Source organism: Dankookia sp. P2, assembly GCF_050632255.1.
Taxonomy (GTDB): domain Bacteria; phylum Pseudomonadota; class Alphaproteobacteria; order Acetobacterales; family Acetobacteraceae; genus Paracraurococcus.
The window spans coordinates 6,164,113-6,186,407 of the sequence record NZ_CP192581.1; the positions used below are offsets into that span (position 1 = coordinate 6,164,113).

At 71.8% G+C, this 22,295-nt stretch carries 23 protein-coding genes and 4 pseudogenes; 19 read left to right on the forward strand and 8 right to left on the reverse strand.

Going from position 1 to position 22,295, the window contains the following annotated elements; all coding sequences use genetic code 11:
- Positions 1 to 42 precede the first annotated feature (42 nt).
- The 16 genes and pseudogenes from ACQ86J_RS36625 to ACQ86J_RS36700 all read left to right on the forward strand — a co-directional run bounded on the left by ACQ86J_RS36625 (position 43) and on the right by ACQ86J_RS36700 (position 12,667).
- Entirely contained in the window at positions 43 to 660 is a 618-nt protein-coding gene (locus ACQ86J_RS36625; protein WP_431272663.1) for a phosphatidate cytidylyltransferase, read from the forward strand.
- On the forward strand, positions 594 to 806 hold the full coding sequence (locus tag ACQ86J_RS36630) for a phosphatidate cytidylyltransferase (protein WP_431269347.1): 213 nt from the start codon (positions 594 to 596) through the stop codon (positions 804 to 806). The genes ACQ86J_RS36625 and ACQ86J_RS36630 overlap by 67 nt, the downstream gene beginning before the upstream one ends.
- A 126-nt stretch (positions 807 to 932) precedes the next feature.
- Positions 933 to 2,094: pseudogene (gene dxr / locus ACQ86J_RS36635) on the forward strand (1-deoxy-D-xylulose-5-phosphate reductoisomerase).
- 96 nt (positions 2,095 to 2,190) lie between these two features.
- Complete coding sequence (rseP, locus tag ACQ86J_RS36640; protein WP_431272664.1) at positions 2,191 to 3,294, forward strand: RIP metalloprotease RseP; 1,104 nt, start codon at positions 2,191 to 2,193, stop codon at positions 3,292 to 3,294.
- Positions 3,295 to 3,439: 145 nt separating this feature from the next.
- A complete protein-coding gene (gene bamA / locus ACQ86J_RS36645) occupies positions 3,440 to 5,788 on the forward strand; it encodes an outer membrane protein assembly factor BamA (RefSeq protein WP_431269348.1) in 2,349 nt (782 codons plus the stop codon).
- A 20-nt stretch (positions 5,789 to 5,808) separates the two neighbouring features.
- Positions 5,809 to 6,609, forward strand: a complete 801-nt coding sequence (locus ACQ86J_RS36650; RefSeq protein ID WP_431269349.1) for an OmpH family outer membrane protein — start codon at positions 5,809 to 5,811, stop codon at positions 6,607 to 6,609.
- 16 nt (positions 6,610 to 6,625) lie between these two features.
- Positions 6,626 to 7,644, forward strand: a pseudogene (gene lpxD, locus ACQ86J_RS36655) (UDP-3-O-(3-hydroxymyristoyl)glucosamine N-acyltransferase).
- 20 nt (positions 7,645 to 7,664) lie between these two features.
- Positions 7,665 to 8,153: a 3-hydroxyacyl-ACP dehydratase FabZ gene (fabZ, locus tag ACQ86J_RS36660; protein ID WP_431269350.1), complete on the forward strand. Its 489-nt coding sequence runs from the start codon at positions 7,665 to 7,667 to the stop codon at positions 8,151 to 8,153.
- Between the two features lie 176 nt (positions 8,154 to 8,329).
- Positions 8,330 to 9,034 (forward strand): acyl-ACP--UDP-N-acetylglucosamine O-acyltransferase, encoded by a 705-nt coding sequence (gene lpxA / locus ACQ86J_RS36665; RefSeq protein WP_431269351.1) that lies wholly within the window; start codon positions 8,330 to 8,332, stop codon positions 9,032 to 9,034.
- Entirely contained in the window at positions 9,031 to 9,885 is an 855-nt protein-coding gene (locus ACQ86J_RS36670) for an LpxI family protein (RefSeq protein ID WP_431269352.1), read from the forward strand. Before lpxA ends, ACQ86J_RS36670 begins: the two co-directional genes overlap by 4 nt.
- On the forward strand, positions 9,882 to 10,271 hold the full coding sequence (gene gloA, locus ACQ86J_RS36675; RefSeq protein WP_431269353.1) for a lactoylglutathione lyase: 390 nt from the start codon (positions 9,882 to 9,884) through the stop codon (positions 10,269 to 10,271). Before ACQ86J_RS36670 ends, gloA begins: the two co-directional genes overlap by 4 nt.
- Before the next feature lie 31 nt (positions 10,272 to 10,302).
- Entirely contained in the window at positions 10,303 to 10,992 is a 690-nt protein-coding gene (locus tag ACQ86J_RS36680) for a YcjX family protein (protein ID WP_431269354.1), read from the forward strand.
- Complete coding sequence (locus ACQ86J_RS36685) at positions 10,899 to 11,705, forward strand: YcjX family protein (protein ID WP_431272665.1); 807 nt, start codon at positions 10,899 to 10,901, stop codon at positions 11,703 to 11,705. The genes ACQ86J_RS36680 and ACQ86J_RS36685 overlap by 94 nt, the downstream gene beginning before the upstream one ends.
- On the forward strand, positions 11,702 to 12,346 hold the full coding sequence (locus tag ACQ86J_RS36690) for a hypothetical protein (protein ID WP_431269355.1): 645 nt from the start codon (positions 11,702 to 11,704) through the stop codon (positions 12,344 to 12,346). Before ACQ86J_RS36685 ends, ACQ86J_RS36690 begins: the two co-directional genes overlap by 4 nt.
- A pseudogene (locus tag ACQ86J_RS36695) lies at positions 12,328 to 12,540 on the forward strand (DUF697 domain-containing protein); the annotation flags it as partial. The gene ACQ86J_RS36690 and the pseudogene ACQ86J_RS36695, both read left to right, overlap by 19 nt.
- Positions 12,512 to 12,667, forward strand: a complete 156-nt coding sequence (locus ACQ86J_RS36700; protein ID WP_431269356.1) for a hypothetical protein — start codon at positions 12,512 to 12,514, stop codon at positions 12,665 to 12,667. The pseudogene ACQ86J_RS36695 and the gene ACQ86J_RS36700, both read left to right, overlap by 29 nt.
- Positions 12,668 to 12,768: 101 nt before the next feature.
- On the opposite strand, the pseudogene ACQ86J_RS36705 reads toward ACQ86J_RS36700, so the two are convergent.
- Positions 12,769 to 13,751, reverse strand: a pseudogene (locus tag ACQ86J_RS36705) (Bug family tripartite tricarboxylate transporter substrate binding protein).
- Entirely contained in the window at positions 13,732 to 14,706 is a 975-nt protein-coding gene (locus ACQ86J_RS36710) for a Bug family tripartite tricarboxylate transporter substrate binding protein (protein ID WP_431269357.1), read from the reverse strand. The pseudogene ACQ86J_RS36705 and the gene ACQ86J_RS36710 overlap by 20 nt, the downstream one beginning before the upstream one ends.
- A 69-nt stretch (positions 14,707 to 14,775) precedes the next feature.
- Here ACQ86J_RS36710 and ACQ86J_RS36715 point away from each other — a divergent pair, with 69 nt between their 5' ends.
- The 3 genes from ACQ86J_RS36715 to ACQ86J_RS36725 are packed head-to-tail and all read left to right on the forward strand — an operon-like array spanning position 14,776 to position 17,398.
- Positions 14,776 to 15,864, forward strand: a complete 1,089-nt coding sequence (locus tag ACQ86J_RS36715) for an isocitrate/isopropylmalate dehydrogenase family protein (protein WP_431269358.1) — start codon at positions 14,776 to 14,778, stop codon at positions 15,862 to 15,864.
- Complete coding sequence (locus tag ACQ86J_RS36720; protein ID WP_431269359.1) at positions 15,861 to 16,586, forward strand: flavin monoamine oxidase family protein; 726 nt, start codon at positions 15,861 to 15,863, stop codon at positions 16,584 to 16,586. The genes ACQ86J_RS36715 and ACQ86J_RS36720 overlap by 4 nt, the downstream gene beginning before the upstream one ends.
- Entirely contained in the window at positions 16,586 to 17,398 is an 813-nt protein-coding gene (locus tag ACQ86J_RS36725; RefSeq protein ID WP_431269360.1) for a flavin monoamine oxidase family protein, read from the forward strand. The genes ACQ86J_RS36720 and ACQ86J_RS36725 overlap by 1 nt, the downstream gene beginning before the upstream one ends.
- Positions 17,399 to 17,410: 12 nt before the next feature.
- On the opposite strand, the gene ACQ86J_RS36730 is transcribed toward ACQ86J_RS36725, so the two are convergent.
- The 6 genes from ACQ86J_RS36730 to ACQ86J_RS36755 form a co-directional block, all read right to left on the reverse strand.
- Entirely contained in the window at positions 17,411 to 18,493 is a 1,083-nt protein-coding gene (locus ACQ86J_RS36730; RefSeq protein ID WP_431269361.1) for an efflux RND transporter permease subunit, read from the reverse strand.
- Between the two features lie 243 nt (positions 18,494 to 18,736).
- Positions 18,737 to 19,444, reverse strand: a complete 708-nt coding sequence (locus ACQ86J_RS36735) for an efflux RND transporter permease subunit (RefSeq protein ID WP_431272666.1) — start codon at positions 19,442 to 19,444, stop codon at positions 18,737 to 18,739.
- Entirely contained in the window at positions 19,444 to 19,863 is a 420-nt protein-coding gene (locus ACQ86J_RS36740; protein ID WP_431269362.1) for an efflux RND transporter permease subunit, read from the reverse strand. The genes ACQ86J_RS36735 and ACQ86J_RS36740 overlap by 1 nt, the downstream gene beginning before the upstream one ends.
- Positions 19,772 to 21,574 carry an efflux RND transporter periplasmic adaptor subunit gene (locus ACQ86J_RS36745; RefSeq protein ID WP_431269363.1) on the reverse strand — a complete coding sequence of 601 codons (1,803 nt, stop codon included), beginning with the start codon at positions 21,572 to 21,574 and terminating at the stop codon, positions 19,772 to 19,774. The genes ACQ86J_RS36740 and ACQ86J_RS36745 overlap by 92 nt, the downstream gene beginning before the upstream one ends.
- Positions 21,575 to 21,682: 108 nt before the next feature.
- Positions 21,683 to 21,982, reverse strand: a complete 300-nt coding sequence (locus ACQ86J_RS36750; protein WP_431269364.1) for a hypothetical protein — start codon at positions 21,980 to 21,982, stop codon at positions 21,683 to 21,685.
- Positions 21,970 to 22,278 (reverse strand): TetR/AcrR family transcriptional regulator, encoded by a 309-nt coding sequence (locus ACQ86J_RS36755; RefSeq protein WP_431269365.1) that lies wholly within the window; start codon positions 22,276 to 22,278, stop codon positions 21,970 to 21,972. Before ACQ86J_RS36755 ends, ACQ86J_RS36750 begins: the two co-directional genes overlap by 13 nt.
- Positions 22,279 to 22,295: the final 17 nt, after the last annotated feature.

Genomic DNA, 22,295 nt, shown 5'->3' on the forward strand with positions numbered 1-22,295 from the left:
CGGAAACGGGTGCTCTCGGCCGCGCTGCTGGTGCCGGCCGCCGTGCTGTGCATCTGGCTTGGAGCCGAGGCATGGGCCGCGCTGATGGCGGCCGCTGTCGCGTTGCTCGCCTGGGAGTGGGTGCGGCTTTGCGGCTTCTCCACCCGGCGTTTGCCGGGGCTGGCCGTGCCGATCCTGGCTCTGGCCGCCGGAACCCTGGCGGTGGAGGCCGCCTGGGGATGGGCGCTGGCCGTGCTGGCGGCCGGCTTCGCAGCGCTCTGGGCCTTCGGCCGGCCGGCCGAGGAACCACGTGCGCGCTCCGGCGCCTGGCTGGCTTTCGGCGTGGTCTATATCGGCCTGGCCGGGATCGCGCTGATCCACCTGCGAGGCGATGGCGCGGCGGGGCGGGGCAATGTCCTGTTCCTGTTCCTCGTGGTCTGGGCCAGCGATATCGGCGCCTATCTGGCCGGGCGGCGCTTCGGCGGGCCGAAGCTGGCGCCGGCCATCTCGCCCAACAAGACCTGGTCCGGCGCCGCGGGCGGCCTGCTCTCCGCCATGCTGGTCGGGCTGCTGGCCGCCGCGACGATCGCCCCGCGGGGCTGGTCGTCGGCCGGGTGCTGCTGGTCGCGGCGGTCCTGGCGGTGCTGGCGCAGCTCGGCGACCTGTTCGAGAGCTGGCTGAAGCGACGGTTCAACGTCAAGGACAGCTCGGCGCTGATTCCCGGCCATGGCGGCCTGCTCGACCGGCTGGATGCGGTGCTGGCCGCAGCGCCGGCAGCGGCGCTGCTCGGGGCGCTGCTGGGTGGCGGGACCGCATTGTGGCATTGAAGCCACGGCAGGCCCGGCGCGTCCGGAAGGTCTCCATCCCCCGGCATTTCGCACTAGGCTTGGCTGTCAGGCACGGCTGACATCCGGGTCCGTAACAACCCGGCAAGATCAACAGCGGACGGCCCCATGAAGCGCCTCACCATTCTTGGCAGCACCGGCTCGATCGGCCGCAGCACCCTCGCGCTGGTCGAGGCCGCGGCGCCCGGGGCATTCGCGGTGGAGGCGCTGGTCGCCGGCCGGGACGTGGCGGCGCTGGCCGCCCAGGCGCGCAAGTTCCGCGCCCGCATGGCCGTCGTCGCCGATGCCAGCGCGCTTGGCGCCCTGCGCGAGGCCCTGGCCGGGACGGGGATCGAGGCTGCGGCGGGGCCGGCGGCGGTGGTCGAGGCCGCTGCCCGCCCGGCCGACTGGACCATGGCGGCGATCGTCGGCAGTGCCGGGCTGCATTCGGCCCTGGCCGTGCTGAAGCGCGGCGGCACCCTGGCCCTGGCCAACAAGGAGACGCTGGTCTGCGCCGGCGAGATCGTGCTGGCCGCCGCCGCCCGCACCGGCGCCGCGCTGTTGCCGGTGGACAGCGAGCACAACGCCATCTTCCAGGCGCTCGACACCAAGGATCCGGCGCTGATCGAGAAGATCGTGCTGACCGCCTCGGGCGGGCCCTTCCGCACCGCGGACCTCGCCACCATGCGGGCAGCCACGCCGGAGATGGCGGTGAAGCATCCGGTCTGGTCGATGGGCGCCAAGATCTCGGTCGACAGTGCCACCATGATGAACAAGGGGCTCGAGCTGATCGAGGCCGCCCGGCTCTTCCCGGTGCCGGAGGACCGGATCGAGGTGCTGGTGCACCCGCAGTCGACCGTGCACGGCATGGTGCAGTATGCCGATGGCTCGGTCCTCGCCCAGCTCGGCACGCCGGACATGCGGACGCCGATCTCCCACTGCCTGGCCTGGCCGACGCGGATGCCGGTGACGCTGCCGCGGCTGGACCTGGCGACGCTGGGGCGGCTCGAATTCTTCGCCCCGATCCGCACCGCTTCCCCGCCCTCCGCCTGGCGCGGGAGGCGTTGCAGGCGGGCGGCGGCGCCCCACTATCCTGAATGCCGCGAACGAGGTGGCGGTGGCGCTCTTCCTCGATCGCCGGCTCGGCTTCCTCGACATCGCGGCGGTGGTGGAGGAGACGCTGTCGGTCTTCGGCGCGCCTGCCGCGGCGGGGCTGGACGCGGTGCTCTCCCTCGACGACGCGGCGCGGGCCGAGGCGGGGCGGATCGCCGCCCGCCGCGCCGCCGCCTGAGGCGGCGCGCCGCCGCCATCGACCGATGCTGAACCCGTGCCGGCCACCGGCCGGCTGGAGGACAGGGCCTTGGAGCTGCTGGGTAACCTTTGGAACATGCTGCCGAGCCTGCCGCGCACCCTGATTGCGTTCGCGGTCGTGCTCGGCGTGCTGGTCTTCATCCACGAACTCGGCCACTACCTCGCCGCGCGCTGGCGCGGCGTTCATGTGGAAGCTTTCTCGATCGGCTTCGGCCGGCCCATCCTGAAAGGCATCGACCGGCACGGCACGGAATGGCGGCTCGGCTGGATTCCGCTCGGCGGCTACGTGAAGATGCATGGGCAGGAGACGCCCGAGGACGCCTCGCCCGAGGTGCGGGCCTCCTGGCAGGAAGGGCGGACCTTCCACGGCAAGTCGGTCGGCAGTCGCGCCATCGTTGTGGCGGCCGGGCCGGTAGCCAACTTCGTCCTCGCGATCCTGCTCTTCGCCGGCCTCTTCATGACCATCGGCCAGCCGGTCGGCGGCACCGGCGTCGGCGCGGTGGTCGAGGCCTCGGCCGCGGCCCAGGCCGGACTCCGCGCGGGCGATGAGATCACCGCGCTCGACAACCAGAAGGTCAACCGGTTCGAGCAGGTGCAACGCTATGTCCAGCCGCGCGCCGGCCAGCCGATCGCCGTCCGGGTGCTGCGCGACGGGGCGGAGCTGACGCTGACCGTGGTGCCCGAGATGCGGGAGAATGCCCAGGGCAAGGTCGGCGTGCTCGGCATCCAGGGCGGCGCGGCGCGGTTCGATCGGCTTGACCCGATCTCCGCCCTGGCCGCCGGCACGGTGCAGACCGCCGACATCACCTGGCAAACTCTCGCCGGAATCGGCGAGATGATCACCGGCCAGCGCAGCACCAAGGAACTTGGCGGACCCATCCGCATCGCCGAGATCAGCGGGGAGGCCGCCTCGCTCGGCCTCGGTGCCCTGGTTAACCTGATGGCGGTGCTCTCAGTCAGCCTCGGCCTGCTCAACCTGTTTCCCATCCCAGTGCTGGATGGCGGCCACCTGATGTTCTACGCGGCCGAGGCGATTCGCGGCCGGCCGTTGCCGCCAAAGGTGCAGGAATACGGCTTCCGCGCCGGATTCGCGCTGCTGATCGCACTGTTCCTCTTCGCCTCAAGGAACGACATCGTCGAGGGCGGTATCGGCAAATTCGTGGCCCGCCTGCTGGGCTGAGCGGCACGCCGGCCCCTGCCGCATGACGCCGCCGGGCCACGCCGGCGGCAATACGGACCGGGGGCGCAGCGGGCGGGGTGGCGGCGACGGGGTGCTGCGGCTATTCTGCGCCCCGCCTGCGATCCCCAGCTGCACGGGTCCCAACTTGTCCCTTTCCCTTCGCGTCCTCCTGCTCGCCACCGCCTGCCTGACGCCGGCCCTGCTGCCCGTGGTGGCGGAGGCGCAGACCCGCGCTCCGGCCCGGGCGGCGTCCCAGCGCTCCGGCGCCGAGGGCACCGTCCAGGCCATCGAGGTGCGGGGCAACCAGCGCATCGAGGCCGACACCGTGCGGTCCTACATGCTGCTGCAGCCCGGCGATCCCTTCGATGCCGACCGGCTCGACCGGAGCCTGAAGTCGCTCTTCGCCACTGGCCTGTTCAAGGACGTCCAGGTACGCCGCGAAGGCAACCGGGTGATCGTCGACGTTCAGGAGAACCCGATCGTCAATCGGGTGGCCTTCGAGGGCAACCGCAAGATTTCCGACGAGGTGCTGCGCAACGAGGTGCAGATGCGCAGCCGGGCGGTCTTCACGCCGCAGGCGGTGCAGGCCGACCGGCAGCGGATCCAGGAGCTCTACGCCCGGCGCGGCCGCTTCGCCGCCAGCGTCGAGCCGAAGCTGATCCAGCAGGACCAGAACCGCGTCGACGTGGTCTACGAAATCCAGGAAGGCGATGCGGCGCTGGTGGCGCGCATCAACTTCGTCGGCAACCAGGAATACAGCGACAGCAAGCTGCGTGAGATCGTCGCAACCAAGGAGCAGGCCTGGTACCGCATCCTCTCCTCCTCCGACCAGTTCGACCCCGAGCGGCTGTCCTTCGACCGCGAACTGCTGCGCCGCTTCTACCTGCGGAACGGCTATGCCGACGTGCAGATCAACAACGCCACGGCCGAGCTGGCGCCCGACCGCAGCGGCTTCTTCGTCACCTATACGATCGACGAGGGCCCGCGCTACCGTGTCGGCAAGGTCGACGTCGTCTCCAATCTGCGCAACCTGGATGCGGCCAGCGTCCGCCGCCTGGTCGATATCGACACCGGCGACTGGTACGACGGCGACAGCGTCGAGCGCATCGCGCAGTCGCTGCAGGATGCCGTCAACCTGCGCGGCTTCCCCTTCGTCGACGTGCAGCCGCGGATCCAGCGCAACAAGGACGCGCGGACCGTCGACCTGAGCTTCGAGATCAACGAGGCGCCGCGGGTCTATGTCGAGCGCATCGAGATCAACGGCAACACGCGGACCCAGGACCGCGTCATCCGCCGCGAGTTCCGCCTGGCCGAGGGCGATGCCTTCAACGCCGCGCAGATTCGCCGCAGCCGGCAGCGCATCCGCGACCTCGGCTACTTCTCCGACGTGCAGATCAGCTCGCAGCCCGGCTCGGCGCCGGACCGCGCCGTGCTCAACACCCAGGTTGTCGAGCGGGCGACGGGCGAGGTTTCGATCGGCGGCGGCTATTCGACGGATGCGGGCGCGCTGGCCGATGTCGGCCTGCGTGAGCGCAACCTGCTCGGCACCGGCATCGACGCCCGCATCAACGGCACCCTGGCGCAGCGGCGCAGCCAGCTCGACTTCTCGGTCACCGATCCCTACTTCCTCGACCGCAACTTGGCCGCCGGCCTCGACATCTTCTTCGTCCAGCGCAACCTGCTCAGCATCTCGGCCTACCGTGAGCGCCGGCAGGGCTTCGCGCTGCGCGTCGGCTACGCCTTCAACGACCGGCTGCGGCAGACCTGGGCCTATACCCTGACCGACCGAGAGGTCTACGACATCGCCGCGAATGCCTCCCGCTACATCCAGGAGCAGAAGGGCGAGACGCTGCTGTCGCAGATCGGCCAGACGCTGACCTACGACTTCCGCGATCTCGATCATCGACCCGCGGCGCGCGGCGTGGCCCGGCTCGGCACCGACTTCGCCGGCCTCGGCGGCGATGTGGCCTATATCCGCGCCCGGCTCGACGGCACCTATTACATCCCGTTCGAGCAGTATCTCGGCGACCCGGACTACGTGCTCTCGATCTCCGGCGGCATCGGCTACCTGGAGCCGATCGGCGGCAAGCAGGAACGCATCATCGACCGCTTCTTCCTGGGTGGCGAGAACCTGCGCGGCTTCCGCATCGCCGGCGCCGGCCCGCGCGACCTCGACACCCGCGACAGCCTCGGCGGCCGCTTCATTTGGACGCAGAGCACGGAAATGCGCTACCCGCTGCCCTTGCCAGCGGAACTCGGCCTGGTCGGCCGCGCCTTTGTCGATGTCGGGTCGCTGTCGCAGCTCGACAAGAGCTCGCCGACCCTGGCGGGGGTGCGGGTCGGCGACGATGCCTCGCCGCGCGTCGGCGCCGGCGTCGGCGTATCGTGGCGCAGCCCCTTCGGTCTCATCAATATCGACCTGGCCCAGGCCGTCGTGAAGAAATCTTACGACGAGACGCAGATCTTCCGCTTCGGCTTCGGCACCCGCTTCTGATGATGGGAATTCCACGCTTCATGCGCCTTACCTCCGCCCCGGCCCGCTCGGCCCCCCGGTTCCTGGCCGGTGCCGCCTCGGCCGTCCTGCTGCTGGCCACGCCGGCCTTCGCGCAGCAGCAGCCGGAATGGTTCGTCCCGGGCCAGGGGCAGCAGCGCCCGGCCGGCCAGCCGGCGCAGCGCCCGGCCGGCCAGCCGGCGCAGGCCCAGCAGCGCCCGCCGCAGCGGCCCGCCACTCAGGCCCCAGCGCCGCTGCCGGCGGGCCAGCAGCCGCCGACGGCGGTCATTGGCATCGTCGATGTGCCGGAAATCCAGCGCGTCTCGACCGCCTTCACCCAGGTGCGGGACGAGATCGAGCGTCGCCGCCAGCGGCTGAACGACGACCTGCAGCGCGAGCAGAACAACTGGCGCGAGCAGCAGCAGCAGCTGGCGAACCAGCGCGCGTCCTTGCCGGCCGACCAGCTGCGGGAGCGTGAGCGCAGCCTGCAGGACCGCATCACCGACAGTCAGCGCATCTTCCGTGAGCGCAGCCGCACGATCGAGCAGGCAGCGCAGCAGTCGCTGGTCGAGATCGAGCAGACGCTGGGCACGGTGATCCGCCAGGTCGCGGCGAGCCGCAGCGTCAACCTCGTGCTGCCGCGGCCGCTGGTCATCTTCAACGACCCGCCCTTCGACCTGACCGAGGAAGTGGCGACGCAGTTCAACAAGGTGCTCAAGAGCGTCAACATGCCGCCGGAGTCGAACGGCACCGAGGCGCCCGCCGCGGCGAATGCGCCGGCGGCGCGTCCTGCCGCGCAGGGCCAGCCGCAGCAGCGGCGCTGACCGGGCAGGCGGCGCCATGGCGGACCCTCGATTCTTTCCCGGCAGCGGCCCGCAGCGGCTGGCGGATGTCGCCGCCGCCGCCGGCGCCGCCTTCGAGGGTGACGGGGAGCGGCGTTTCACTGGCGTCGCCCCGCTGCAATCGGCGGGACCGGACGACGTCAGCTTCCTCGACAATCGCCGCTATGCCGCGCTGCTGACAGAGACCAAGGCCGGCGCCGTGGTGCTGGCCAAGGCTTTCGCCGACCAGGTTCCGGCGGGCGCCGTGGCCCTGGTGACCGCGCAGCCCTATCTCGGTTTCGCGCGGGTCGCGAGACTGCTGCACCCGCCGGTTCAGCCGGTGCCCGGCATTCATCCCAGCGCGGTCGTGGCGCCGGACGCGGTGATCGGAGAGGGAACGGAGATCGCCGCCTGCGTCGTCATCGGCGCGGCGGCACGGATCGGCGCCGGCTGCATCCTGCAGCCGCATGTGACGGTCGGGCCCGGCGTCGAGATCGGCGATGGCTGCCGCCTGCATGCGAACAGCAGCGTCAGCCACGCCATCCTCGGCCGCGGCGTGGTGCTGCATCCCGGCGCCCGGATCGGGCAGGAAGGTTTCGGCTTCGCGCCGACCCCGGATGGCCGCTTCGAGACTATGCCCCAACTCGGTCGCGTAGTGCTGGGAGACTTCGTCGAGGTAGGAGCGATTCCTGCGTGGACCGCGGCAGCCAGGGCGATACCGTCATTGGGCCGGGCACGCGCCTCGACAATCTGGTGCAGATCGGGCACAACGTGCAGATGGGGCGCGGTTGCGTCATTGTCGGGCAGGCAGGGATTGCCGGTTCCGCCACGCTCGGCGACTTCGTGACCCTGGCAGCGCAGGCCGGGATTGCAGGCCATCTTACGATCGGCTCTCAGGCGCGGATCGGCGCACAGGCCGGCGTCATGAACGACGTCCCACCGAAGGTTGATGTAATCGGCAGTCCGTCCATGCCTGTAAGGAGATTCTGGCGTGCGATGGCGCGGTGGCAGAAGCTCGGCAGCGGGCGCGACGGCTAGACAGAAGGCAGACGGGTACGATGGACGCGAGTGAGGCGCAGGCGGCGGAGACCACGGCTGCGGCGACGGTGGAAGCCTACGACATCGCGCAGATCATGCGCGCGATCCCGCATCGCTACCCCTTCCTGATGGTCGACCGCGTGGTGGAGGTGCACAAGAACATCTCTGCCATCGGCATCAAGAACGTAACCATCAACGAGAACTTCTTCCAGGGACATTTCCCGGAACACCCGGTGATGCCCGGCGTGCTGATCATCGAATGCATGGCGCAGACCGCAGCCGTGCTGGTCGTTGAGACGCTGGGGCCGGAGGCGCGCGGCAAGTTGGTCTATTTCATGACTGTCGAGAACGCCAAGTTCCGTAAGCCCGTGGTGCCCGGCGACCAGATGCGCGTGCATGTCGTGAAGGAAAAGCAGCGGGCCAACATCTGGAAGTTCCACGCCGAGGCCAAGGTCGATGGGAAGGTGGTGGCGGAAGCCACCTATGCTGCGATGATCCTGGACCGTTGAACGCCTTGCCCCCCTGGCCCTGACCGGCATCGACCCGACGGCATCGGTCGCGCCGAATGCCGCCATCGCCGAAGGCGCCGTCATCGGCCCCGGTTGCCGCATCGGCCCTTTCTGCACGGTCGGGCCGGAGGTCGTGCTGGAGGCGGATGTCGAGCTCGTCTCGCATGTCGTCGTCGATGGCGCGACGCGAGATCGGTGCGGGCACCAAGGTTCTTTCCTTCGCCGCGATCGGCACGCCGCCGCAGGATCTGAAATACAGGAACGAGCCGACGCGGTGCGAGGTCGGGCCGAAATGCCTGATCCGCGAGGGCGTCACGATCCACCGCGCCAGCGTCGGCGGCGGCGGCGTGACCAGGGTCGGCGCCGGCTGCATGCTGATGGCGCAGGCGCATGTCGCGCATGACTGCATCCTTGGCGAAGGCGTCATCCTGGCCAACAACGTCATGCTCGGCGGCCATGTGCTGGTCGGCGACGGCGCCTTTATCGGCGGCGGCGCCGCGGTGCACCAGACGGTGCGGATCGGCCGGCTGGCGATGGTCTCGGGCCTTGCTGGCGTCACCAACGACATCCCGCCCTTCGGCTATGTCTTCGGCCTGCCGGCGCGCCTCGTCGGCTTCAACAAGATTGGCCTGCTGCGGCGAGGCGCCTCGCGCGACCAGCTGCGGACGCTGCGGCTCGCCAACAACCTGCTGTTCAAGGATCCCGGCGAATTCGCGGCCAAGATCGAGCAGGCGGCAACCCGCTGGCCCGAGGAAGTGCTGGTGCAGGAAGTCCTCGACTTCGTCCGCGACATGACGCGCCGTCGCCAACTGGTGCGCCCCGGCCGCATGGCTGCTCCCGAACTCGGCGGCGTCGACGAGGAGAACGGGGACGGCACGTGAGCCTGCCACCCGGCAGCAAGCTCGGCCTGGTCGCCGGCGGCGGACAGATGCCGCTGCGGGTGGTCACCGCCGCCCGCGCCGCGGGCCATGACGTCTTCGCCCTGCTGATCGAGGGCTGGGCCGACCCCGCCGATTACGGCCATGTGCCGCATGCCATGGTCAAGGTCGGCGCGGTCGACGATGCCTATGCCAAGTTCCGCGCGCAGGGCATCCGGCACCTGGTGATGTGCGGCCGGGCGCATCGGCCCTCATTGACCTCGCTGGCACCGGGCGGGGGCATGCTGAAGCTGCTGGCACGCATCGGCTCGGCCGCTTTCCAGGGCGATGACGGGCTGCTCAAGGCCATGGTCAAGGTGGTGGAGGAGGACGGCTTCACCGTCCTGCCGGCCCAGGCCATCGTGCAGGACGCGCTGCCGACGGCCGGGCTGCTGACCGCGGCCGCCCCTGATGCCCGGGCCCGCGCCGACATCCGGCGCGGCATCGCCGTGGTCCGCGCGCTCGGCGCCGTCGATGTCGGCCAGGGGGCCGTGGTGCAGCAGGGGCTCGTGCTGGGCGTCGAGGCGATCGAGGGCACCGATGCGCTGCTCGACCGTTGTGGCGGTCTGCGGCGGGAGGGGGCGGGCGGCGTGCTGGTGAAGCTGGTCAAGCCGGGGCAGGATCGCCGCATCGACCTCCCGACCATTGGTCCCGTCACCATCGGCCATGCGGCGGCGGCGGGGCTCGCCGGCATCGCCATCGAGGCGGGCGGGACCATCGTCGTCGATCGCGCGGCGACCGTCGCGGCGGCCGACCGGGCGGGGCTCTTCATCCTCGCCTGCGACCCAACCACCTTTGAGGAGACCGTCCCATGAGCAAGTTCCTGCACACCATGATCCGCGTCGGCAATCTCGACCGCAGCGTGAAGTTCTATACCGAGCTGCTGGGCATGAAGGAGCTGCGCCGCCGCGACGTGCCGGACGGCAAGTACACGCTGGCCTTCCTGGGCTATGGCGAGGGCAATGCCGAGGGCCAGGGCGAGATCGAGCTGACCTACAATTACGGTGTCGAGAAGTACGAGCAGGGCAACGCCTTCGGCCACCTCGCGGTCGGCCTGCCGGACGTGGCCGCGGCCTGCGAGAAGGTCCGCGCCGGCGGCGGCAAGGTGACGCGCGAGGCCGGGCCGGTGAAGTTCGGCACCACCATCATCGCCTTCGTCGAAGATCCGGACGGCTACAAGATCGAGCTGATCCAGCGCTGAGGCCAGGGCTGCCGCGCCCCGGCTGCGTCCCATGTCGGGCCTTCTCGATCCCTTCGGCCTGCTGCGCGACGCCGCCTACGGGGCGGAGCGGCTCGGCCGCTCGCTGATCGGGCAGGAACGCATCCGTCTGGCCGTCACCGGCCTGACGCGGGCGGGGAAGACGGTCTTCCTCACCTCGCTGCTGGCGAACCTGCTGGCGGCGGGGCGCGGGCGCCGGACGCTGCCGATGCTGGAAGAGGCCGCCGGCGGCCGGCTGCGCGCGGTGCGGCCGGTCCCGCCCGGCATCGAGGGCCTGCCGCGCTTCAATGTCGCGGCGCATCTGGCGGCGCTGGCCGCCGACCCGCCCGCCTGGCCGGCCCGGACCGAGGATCTCTCGACCCTCGAGCTGACGCTCGAGCTCGACCGGCAGTCCATGCTGGCGGGGCTGCTCGGGACCCGCGGCGTGACACTCGAGCTGCTCGACTATCCCGGCGAATGGCTGCTCGATCTGCCGATGCTGAACCAGGACTTCTCCGGCTGGTCGGCGGCGACCCTGGCCCGGCTGCGGCGGCCGGGCCATGCCGCCGCCATGGGCGAATCCTCGGTTTCCTCGACACTTTGCCGACCGGCGTCGGGGCCGAGGACAGCCTGGTCCAACGCGGCTTCGCACTCTACCGCGACGCTTTGCGCGGCTGCCGCGACCGGCTCGGCTTCCGCTTCCTGCAGCCAGGCCGCGTGCTGAATCCCGGGCCGCGCGGGGAGACGCCGCTGTTATGGTTCTTCCCGCTGCCGCCCGGCGCCCGTGGCGGCCTCGCCACGGTCATGGCCGAGCGCCACCGGGCCTATGTCGAGGCGCAGCGGCGCGAATTCTTCGAGCCCTATTTTCGCCGCTTCGAGCGTCAGGCCGTGCTGGTCGACGTGCTCGGCGCGCTGCATGCCGGCCAGGCCGCCTTCGACGATACCGCCGAGGCGCTGGCGGCCATCGCCGAGGCGCTGCGCTACGGCGGCGGCTGGCTGGACTGGCTGACCGGCGTCGGCGTGGATCGTGTTGCCTTCGTCGCCACGAAGGCGGACCACGTGCCGGCGCGGCAGCGGGACGCGCTGTCGGCGCTGCTCGGGCATCTGGTCGCGGCGCCGCAGGGCAGGGCGACCAGCGCCGGCGTCACCACCAGCGTGCATGCGTTGGCCGCGATCCGCTGTACCGAGGATGACGTGGCGACGCTCGATGGCCGTCCGGTCGCGGCCGTCCGCGGCGTGCTGCTCGCCAGCGGCCGCAGCGCCAAGGTCTATCCTGGGGAAATCCCGCTGCGCCCGCCCGAGCCAGGCTTCTGGGACCATGGCTTCTTCGAGATGCCGGGATTCCAGCCACCCCGGCTGGATGCGGCGGGCGGCGCCGGGGTGCCGCATCTCGGCCTCGACGCGCTGCTGGCGGCGTTGATCGGAGACCTGCTGTGAGCGACAGGCAGCCGCCGCGCGGTCCGCGCGTGATCCCGGAGGACGAGCCAATCCCGGTCACCCCGCGTCCCATGCCGCAGGCCGAGGCGCAGGCGATGCCGCCGGGCGGCCCTCGGGTGATCCTCGAGGAGCAGGACGGGCCGGCGCCGCGGCTCGACTTTCAATGGGAGCAGGCGGTGGTGCCGGTGGCGGTGCCGCGCCCCTCGGTGCGCTGGTCGGGCATCGGCCGCGCCATCGGCGGGCTGACCCTGCTGGGCGGCGGATTGGCGGCGCTGGATGCGGCCAATTTCGTCATGGACCAGTTCGGCCGCGGTGCGGTGCAGGGCTGGGCCACGCTCGGCGTGGTCGCCGGCGGCGTGGCGCTGCTGGGCTCCGGCCTGTGGCGGGAGGTACGCGGGCTGGCCTCGATCCGCGCGGTCGACCGCGCCCGTGCCGCCTTCGCCCGCGGCGACTTGGCGGCGGCCAAGGCGGAGACGCTGCGCTGGGCCGCCTCGGCGCAGGAAGCCGCGCCGCTGCAGCCGGCGATCCGCGGCGCGGCGAGCATCGAGAGCTGGGCGCGCTGCTGCAGCCGGCGCTGGCGCAGCTGGAAGCCCGTGCCGCGGCGCTCGGCCGCAATGCGGCGGTGCAGAGCTTCGCGGTGACGGCGATCAGCCCCTCGCCGGGGCTGGATGCGCTGGTCTTCGCCTGGCGCGGCGTGCGGCTGGTACGGCAGGTGGCGGCGCTGCACGGGCTGCGGCCGGGGCTGGCCGGCACCTTGGCGCTGCTGCGGCGGACCTTGCAGGATGCGGCGATGGTGGCGGCGACCGATGTCGCGGTCGACGCCGCCGCGCGGGCGCTGCTGTCGAACCGACTGCTGGAGCAATCTCGCCGGCGAGGCCGCGGCAGGTGCCGTGGCGGCGCGACGGATGCTGCGGCTGGCGCGGGTGGCGGCGGAAGCCTGTCGGGTGCTGCCGCCGGGGTAGCTAGCGATCATCCGGAGTGGACACACTCAGGGTGTGAAGGGCCGATTCAACGAACCTGGGAACAGGATTGCCCTGACAGTGTCCAGGCAATCCTGGTCTCGCTATTCGGGGGTGATCCCGGCCTTGGCGACAATCGCCCGCCATTGCGCGACCTCCCGCCGCAGCTGCGCCGCGTAGTCGGCCGGGCTGCTCGCCACCACCGCATAGCCCTGCGCGACCAGCTTTGCCTGCAGCTGCGGGTCCCGCGCCGGGGCGATCAGCAGGGCGTGCAGCCGCGTGGTGACCTCGGGCGGCAGGCCGGCCGGCGCGATGAAGCCCCAGATGCCGACGACATCCACGGCCGGGAAGCCGGCCTCCGCCATGCTCGGCACCTCCGGCAGCAGCGGCGTCCGCGCCGCGCCGGTGACCGCGATGGCGCGCAGCCGGCCGGACTGCACATGGCCCAGCGAGGAGGAAAGCGCGGCGATGCCATAGGGCACGTCGCCGGCGACCAGCCCGGTCAGCTGCGGCCCGCCGCCGCGATAGCCCACCGGCGTGAATCTCCGCCCCGTCGCCAACAGCATCTGCACCACCGCGAGGTGGAGGGCGTGCCGATGCCGCCATGCGAGACCGCCATCCCCGGCCGCGTTGCCGCCTGGGCGACCAACTCCGCCATGTCCCGCGCCGTGCCGCTGGGATGCGCGAGCAGCAGGCCGGGGGAAGTGACCGCGAGGCCGAGCGCCCCGACGTCGCGCTCGACCTCGTAGGGCGGCTTCTCCTTCAGCAGGGAGGGGTTTACCACCAGCGCATTGTCGTTGGTCCCGACCGTATAGCCATCCGGCGGGGCGGAGAGGACCGCCTGGGTGCCCGGCACGCCCGCGCCGCCGCCGCGATCCTCCACCAGGAAGCTCTGGCCGGACAGTTCGGTGGCGTGCTGCGCCAGCGTGCGGGCGACGATGTCGCTCGAGCCGCCCGGCCCGTAGGGGACGATGATGCGGACGGAGCGCGCCGGGAAGCCGCCCGGCTGGGCGCGCGCCACCCAGGGCAGGGCAAGCGCGGCGAGGAGCGCACGGCGCTGCATGGCGTCAGCCCTCCAGCCGGACATTGGCGATGCGGGCGACCTCGCGCCACTGGGCGATCTCCCGCCGCACGAAGGCGCCGAATTCGTCGGGCGTGCCGGGCGCGGCAGTGCCGCCCAGCTCGATGAATCGCGCCTGCATCGCCGGCTCGCGCAGGATGGCATTGAGGTCGGCATTCACCTTGCGGGCGATGGCATCCGGCAGGCCAGCCGGGCCGCACAGGCCGGTCCAGCCATAGGCGCCGTAGCCGGGCGCGACCGTTTCGGCGATGGTCGGCACCATCGGCAGCTGCGGCGCCCGGGCGGGGGTGGTCACGGCGATCGGGATCACCTTGCCGGCCTGGATGTTGCCAAGCGCCGAGGCAACGCTGTCGAACATCAGCGGCACGTTGCCGGCCAGCAGGTCGGCCATGGCGGGGCCGCTGCCGCGGTAGTGCACCATGTTGAACTTCGTCCCGGTGCGATGCGCGAAGAGCTCGGCCGACATATGCTGACTGGTCGCCGGGCCGGCGGTGGCGAGGTCGATGCCGCCCGGCTTCGCCTTGGCCGCGGCGACAACCTCGGCCGCCGTGCGGTGCGGGAAGGCAGGATGCGCCACCATCAGCAGCGGCAGCACGACGACATTGCCGATGAAGGCGAAGTCCTTCTCCGCATCGTAGGGGATGCGCGGCAGGACCGAGGGGTTCACCCCGAGCGTGCCGGAGGTGCCGGCGGTCAGCGTATAGCCGTCCGGCGCGGCGCGAGCCCCGGCCTCCAGCGCCGGGGCGCCGGCGCCGCCGCCGCGATTCTCCACCACCACCCGCTGCGGCCAGCGGCGCGAGAGTTCATCCGCGTAGAGCCGGGTGAAGATGTCGGCGGCCTGGCCGGGCGGGAAGGGGACGATGATGCGAACCGGCTTCTCCGGCCAGGGGCCGGCGCCTGCGCTCCGGCGCCGGTCGCAGCCATGCTCGCCGCGGCCGCCAGCGTGCCGCGCCTGGTCCATGCCATGCCTGTCGCTCCCTTCGTCTTTGCCGCAGGATAGGGGCACTCAAGAGACCAGGGGAAGCGGGTCATGGCGCAGTCGAATCCCGTCCGGATCGCGGTATTGCCGGGTGACGGCATCGGGACGGAGGTCACCGAGGCGACGCTGGCGGTGCTCGAGCCGCTGGCGAAGCGGCATGGCATCGGCCTCGCAACCGAGGTGCTGCCGGCCGGCGCCTTCCATTACCAAGCGACTGGGGAGGGCTTCCCCGAGGCGAGCTTCAAGGCAGCGGAGGCGGCGGACGCCATCCTGCTCGGCGCCATGGGCTGGCCCGGCATCCGCCAGGCCGATGGCACGGAGATCGCGCCGCAGCTCGACCTGCGGTTCCGGCTCAACCTCTATGCCGGGGTGCGGCCGGTGCGGGCGATCCCCGGCGTGCCGGTGGCGCTGGCGCATCCCCGCGCGCGGGAGATCGACCTGGTGCTGATCCGCGAGAGCACCGAGGGGCTGTTCCATTCCCGCGGCAAGGGGCTGGTGACGCAGGACCATGCCGAGGAGACGCTGCGAATCACCCGCAAAACCACCGAGAAGCTGTCCCGCTTTGCCTTCCTGCTGGCGCAGCGGCGGGCGCAGCGGCGCGGTCGCACCGGGCGGGTGACGCTGGTTGACAAGGCGAACGTGTTCCGCGCCTTCGCCTTCATGCGCGGCGTGTTCGACGAGGTCGCCAAGGACTTCCCCGGCGTCGAGAGCGCGTACCACTATGTCGATGCCATGGCGCTGGACCTGATCCGCAAGCCCTGGGAGTTCGACGTCCTCCCGACGGAGAACATGTTCGGCGACATCCTGTCCGACCTCGGCGCCGGGCTAGTGGGCGGCATGGGCTTCTCGCCCTCCGCCGATATCGGCGACGACCACGCGGTGTTCCAGCCGGCGCATGGCACTGCGCCAGACATCGCCGGCCAGGGCATCGCCAACCCGACGGCGACGCTGCTCTCGGCTGCGATGATGCTGGATTGGCTGGCGGCGCGCGGCGCAGGGCAGGGCTTCGCTGATGCGGCGGCCGAGCTGGAAGGCGCGGTGGACGCGGCCTTCGGCGCCGGGCTGCGGACAGCCGATATCGGCGGCAAGGACGGCACCGTCGAGGTGGCGAAAGCGGTGACCGCGCGGATCGGCGGATGATCACCCGGCGCGCGCTGCTGGACGGCGTCGCCGCCGCCGGCGGCGCGCGGGCGGCGATCGCCACCCTGGCAGCGCTGGGCGGGCTGGAAACGACCCCGACGCGGGCCGCGGCGCCAGACCTGCCGCGCGACGGGCGCCGCGTGCTGGTGGTGGGCGGGGGTATCGCAGGCCTGGTCGCGGCGCTGGAGATGCAGCGGGCCGGCTGGTCGGTGCGGGTGCTGGAAGCGGCGGCGCAGGTCGGCGGCCGCTGCATGACTCTGCGCGGCGGCGACACGGTGGAGGAGATCGGCGGCCCGCCGCAAGACATCGGCTGGGCTTCCGCGCCCCATCTCTATTTCAACCCCGGCCCGGCGCGCATCCCGCACCACCACCGCGGCATCCTCGGCTACTGCAAGGCACTCGGCGTGTCGCTGGAAGTGCTGGTGAACGACAACCGTGCGGCGGTGGTCGATGCACCGGGCGGCCCGGTGCCGCTGCGCCGGGCGCAGGCGGATCTCCGCGGCATGATTGCCGAGCTGGCGGTGAAAGGGCTGGGTGCTGGCGGGCTTGGCTTGCCGGTGACCGAGGCCGATCTGGCAGCGCTGCGGCAGGCGCTACGGTTCTGGGGGGCGCTGGATGCCGAGCTGCATTACCGCGGGACCTCGCGCGCCGGCTGGGCGGAAGGGCCAGGGGCGGGCTGGCGCCGCCGCAGCCAAATCTGCCGCTCGATGCGCGCGTGCTGATGAGTCGCGAAGTCTGGCTCGCGGCCAGCTTCGCCGAGGGCATCGACTACCAGGCGACCATGCTGCAGCCGGTGGGCGGGATGGATCGCATTGCCGCCGCCCTGGCGCGGGCGCTGGGCGATGCGGTGGTCACCGGGGCGGAGGTGCTGTCCTTGCGGCGGGTCGAGGCTGGCGCACGGGTGACCTGGCGCGGTGCCGATGGTACGGTGAGGGCGGAGGTGGCGCCGCGGGTGCTGCTGGCGCTGCCTGCCCCGGTGCTGGCGGTGCTGGATACGGATCTCTCGGCGGCGCGGCGCGCGGCCCTGACGGGGCTGCACTACTCGCAGGCGGCGAAGCTCGCCTTCCTGAGCGAGCGGCGGTTCTGGGAGGAGGATGCGGCGATCTATGGCGGCATCTCCTGGACCGCGCGGGATGCGACCCAGCTCTGGTATCCCAGCCACGGATTCCATGCCGAGAAGGGCGTGCTGGTCGGCGCCTATATCTGGGACGACGATGTCGCGGCGCGCTTCGCCGCGCTGGCGCCGGACGCGCGCGCTGTGGCGATGGCAGCGGATGCGGAGGCGCTGCATCCCGGCTATGCGCGGGAGGTCTCGGCCCCGGTCTCGGTCGCCTGGGCGCGCATGCCGCGGGCGCGCGGCGCCTGGGCGGAATGGACCGCGGCGCAGCGCACCCGCGAATACCCGCTGCTGCGCGCGCCCGAGGGGCCCTATCACTTCGCCGGCGAATACCTCTCCTGGCTCACCGGTTGGCAGGAGGGCGCCGTGCTGTCCGCCTGGAACGCGCTGGAAGGACTCGCCGGCTCGCAGCGATAGGCGCGGCCGGCCTTACTCCGCCGGGACGGCCACCCCATGCGGCACGGTGCCGCGCTGCCGCCGCAGCGCGAGCGCGTAGAGGGCCGGCACCACCAGCAGCGTGGCGAAGGTACCTAGCGCCAGCCCGCCGATCATCGCCACCGCCATCGGCCCCCAGAAGACCGAGAGCGTCAGCGGCACGAAGGCCAGCACCGCGGCCAGCGCCGTTAGCACCACGGGCCGCGCGCGGCGAACCGTGCTCTCGACGATGGCGCGGCGCAGGTCGGCGCCGGCTTCCAGATCCTGCCGCACCTGGTCCACCAGGATGACGGTGTTCCGCATGATCATCCCGGCCAGCGCGATGACGCCGAGCAGGGCGACGAAGCCGAAGGGCATGTCCATCGCCAGCAGCGCCGCCGCCGCACCGGGGATGCCGAGCGGCGCGGTGGCGAGCACGAGCGCCGTGCGGCCGAAATGGCGGAGCTGCCACATCAGCAACAGCAGCATGGCACCGACCATGATGGGGAACAGGCCGAACAGCGCGGCATTGGCCTTGGCGCTCTCCTCGGTCGCGCCGCCGGTGACGATCCGCACATCGGCGGGCAGGCGGGCGCGCAGGAGGTTGACGCGCGGCTCGGCGGCGGCCGTGACGTCGGGGCCCTGCAGCCCGTCGGTGATGTCGGCGCGGACGGTCAGCACCATCTCGCGGTTGCGGCGCCAGAGAATGGGCTCCTCCATCACCGGCTCCAGCCGCGCGAGCTGGGAGAGCGGCGACGCGCCAGCGGGCGTCGAGATGGTCAGGTCGCCGAGCCCGTCGAGCGAGAGGCGCTCGGCCGCGGGGGTACGCACGACCACGTCGACCAGGCGGTTGCCCTCGCGCAACTGCGTCGCCGTGGTGCCGGAGAGCAGCCCCTGCAGGGATTGCGCGACGACGGCGGGCGACAGGCCGAGCTGCGCCAAGCGTTCCTGGTCGAGCGCGATGCGCATCCCGGGTGCGCGCTCGCCCCAGGAGAACTGGATGTCCTTCGTGCCGGACGTGGCCCGGAGGGCGGCGGCGACATCCTCGGCCGTGCGGCGGAGCGTGTCCGCATCCGGCCCATGGATGCGGAACTGCACGGGGAAGCCGACCGGCGGGCCGGAATTCGAGGCGCGAGACGCGGATGCGCGCCTCCGGCACCGCGCCGTCCTGCGCCAGGGCGCGGAGCTTGCCCAGCAGGCGTTCCCGGGCCGCGAGGTCGGCGGTCTGGATCACGATCTTGGCGAAGGACTCGTTCGGCAGGTCGGGGTTCAGCGCCAGGAAGAAGCGCGGCGCGCCGGCCCCGAGATAGGTGGTGTAGGTGCGGGCAGCGGGATCGCCCTTCAGCACGGCCTCCACGCGTTCCGCCGCGGCGCGGGTGGCGGGCAGGCCGGCGCCCTGGCGGAGGGTGATGTCGACCAGCAGCTCCAGCCGGGCGGAGGTCGGGAAAACTGCTTCCGCGTCATGCCCATCCCGGCGAAGCCGAGGGCGAGCAGGCCGGCGGTTGCAAGCAGCACCACGAAGCGGTGGTCGACGCACCAGCCGACCAGGCGGCGCAGGGTGCGATAGATACGGCTGTCGTAGCCGCCATGGTGCACCGCGCCCGGCTTCGGCGCCGGCAGCAACCGCACGCCGAGATAGGGGATGAACAGCACGGCGACGAGCCAGGAGGCGACGAGCGCGACGCCCACCACCCAGAAGATGCCGCCGGCATATTCGCCGGCGGTCGAGGCGGCGAAGCCCACCGGCAGGAACCCGGCGACCGTCACCAGCGTGCCGAAGAGCATCGGGAAGGCGGTGGAGGACCAGGCGAAGGTCGCCGCGCGGACCCGGTCCCAGCCCTGGTCGAGCTTCACCGCCATAGCCTCGATCGCAATGATCGCGTCGTCGACCAGCAGGCCGAGCGAGAGGATCAGCGCGCCGAGCGTGATGCGCTCCAGCTCCATCCCCCAGGCCAGCATCACCAGGAAGACAATGGCGAGCGTTAGCGGGACCGAGAGCGCGACGATGACGCCGGCGCGGAGGCCGAGCGAGAGGAAGGAGACCACCATCACCACGGCGAGGGCGACGGCGACTTCAGCAGGAACTCGCTGACGCTCTCCTGCACCACGCCGGGCTGGTCGGCGATCTCGGCCAGCTCGAGCCCGGCCGGCAGCTCGGCCCGCAGCCGGCCGAGCTCGGCCTGCACGTCGCGGCCGAGCGCCAGCACGTCGACGCCGGGGCGCTTGGCGATGCCGACGAGGACCGCGGGCCTGCCCTCGTGCCGGATCGCGCTGCTCGGCGGGTCGGCCAGGCCGCGGCTGACAGTGGCGAGGTCGCCGAGCCGCAGCGTGCGCCCGCCGCTCTCGACCGGCACGGCGCGGATCGCCGCCAGCCCGTCATAGCCGGTATCGGTGCGGAGATAGATGCGGGAGGAGGCGGTCTCCGCGACGCCGGAAGGGGCGATGGGAATTGTGCCGAGCCAGCGCATCGATGATGGCGCCAGGCGGCACGGCGAGCGTCGCCAGCCTGGCATGCGAGACATCGACGAAGACGCGCTGCGCCTCCTCGCCGAAGAGCGTCACCTTGCCGGCGCCGGGCAGCGCCAGGAAGCGTAGCCGCAGGCGCTCGGCCTGTCGCACCAGCTCGGCATTGTCGGCGCCGGTCAGGGCGATGACGACGGCATAGACGTCGGAATACTCGTCGTCGAAGAACGGGCCCTGCACGCCGGCGGGAAGCGTGCGCTGGATGTCGCCGACCTTCTTGCGGACCTGGTACCAGAGGCCCTGGACCTCCCTCGGCGGTGTCGTGTCCTGCAGCACCACGGTGGTGATGGCGGAACCGGGCCGGGTGAAGGTCTGGACATAGTCAAGATGCGGCAGGTCCTGCAGCCTGCTCTCGATCCGGTCGGCGACCTGATCCTGCATCTCCGCCGCCGTCGCGCCCGGCCATTGGGCGGAGACGACCATCACCTTGATGGTGAAGCCCGGGTCCTCGGCGCGGCCGAGCCGGAGGTAGGAGAAGCCGCCGGCGGCGGCCAGCAGCAGGATGAGGAAGAGCGTCAGGGTGCCGTTGCGGACGCCCCAGTCCGAGAGGTTGAAGCGCATGCCGGTGGCCCTCAGCGCAGCGTGGCGGCGGCTCGGAGGCCGGCGACGCGGACCCGGCTGGTCGGGTCCAGCACCTGCGGGCCGAGCGCCACCACCTGATCGCCCTCGGCCAGCGCGCCGCGCAGCACGGCGGTGACCGCGCCGAGCGAGACCACCTCGACCGGCACCGCGGCGACGCGGTCGCGCTCCACCTTCCACACCATCGGTCCCTGGCCGCGGTCGTGCAGCGCCGAGAGCGGCAGTGTGGCGAGGGTCGCCGTTGGCGCCTGCGTGCGCACCGTGCCGGTCATGCCGAGCGCCACCCAGTCGGGCGCCGCGGGAAGGGAGAAGCGGGCGGTATAGGTCCGCAGCGCGGTCCTCGGCCTGCGGCGCCAGCTCGCGCAGCCGGGCGGCGTGCGGCTCGTCCGGGCGGGCCCAGAAGCGGGCCTCGGCGGCGGCCTCGGCCAGCCCGCCGACTGTGGATTCGGGCACCTGCACCACCAGCTCCCGCTCCTCGGGATTGGCGATGCGGAGCATGGCCTGTCCTTCGGCCACGACCTGGCCGGCTTCCGCCAGCAGCGCGGTCACCACGCCGGCATTCGGAGCCCGCAGCTGCGCATAGTCCAGCCGGCGGCGCGCGAGGTCTAGACCGGCGCGGGCCGCCGCGGCCTTCTCGGCGGCGCTGCGGGCGGCGGCGACCCGCTGGTCGTCATAGGCCGCGGCGACATGGCCGGCGGCGAGCAGGGTTTTCGAGCGCGCCGCTTCGGCCGTGGCCTGGCGGGACTGCGCCTCGGCCGCGGAAAGCTCGGCCTCGGCGGCGCGGACGCCAAGCGCCAAGTCGGCCTCGTCCAGCCGGGCGAGGAGCTGGCCGGTGGCGACGGACTGGCCGACCTCGACCAGCCGGGCGGTGATCCGGCCGCCGGTGCGGAAGGCGATATCGGCCTCCCGCCGGGCGCGCACCACGCCGGTGAAGGCGCGCGCCTCAGTCGCCGGGGCCAGGTGGACCGCGGCACCTGGACCGGCCGCAGCGCCTCGACCTGCCCCTCGAGGCGGGATGCACTCCTCGGCCTTGCAGCCGGCGAGGGCGAGAAGGGCGAGCAGGAGGTGGGGACGCATGGCGGTCTCCGGGTGGGTGGCCGGAGGTCAGTAGGAGTGCGGACTGACGATTGTCAACAAACGTCAGTATGCACCCTTCACGGCCGGAGGCGCGCAGCACGAACTCGGTCATGTCGGCGACCTGGGCGCGAAGCTCCTCGACCGTCGGCCCTTGCGCGAGATGCAGCCCGCGATGAGCGCCGGGTGGTTCCAGGGGACCATCGTATGCAAAATGGTATGCGCTTCCTTAACGGGATCGCGAGAAGCGAACTCGCCGGAGGCCATTCCATCGGCCAACACCCGGGCGATGGAGGCGTGCACGCCGGCCATGTGCCGCTCGATCACGTCCCAATGCTCGTCCATGGCGGCGGAGACCATGTCGTGCAATCGGCGTTCTTGGAAGAAGACCTCGATTTTCAGCTCGAACATGCGGCTGAACAGGCGGCGCGCCAGGTCGCCGCGGGACCGGGCCCGCCGGCGATCGAGTCGATCTCCGCCAGCATGGCGCCGAGCGTGCGCTGGGCGATCGCCTCGTTGATGGCGCTCTTCGAGGGATAGAAGCGGTAGATATTGGCCGGCGACATGTCGAGTTCGCGGGCGATGTCGGCGACTGCGGTCTTCTGGTAGCCCATGCTGCGGAAGAGCCGCTCGGCGACCTCCTCGATGCGGCTGCGCATTGCCTCGGCCCGGGAGGCAGCAGAAGCGGCGAGGGGCTGGCCCGACATGGTATGACGATTTCCTT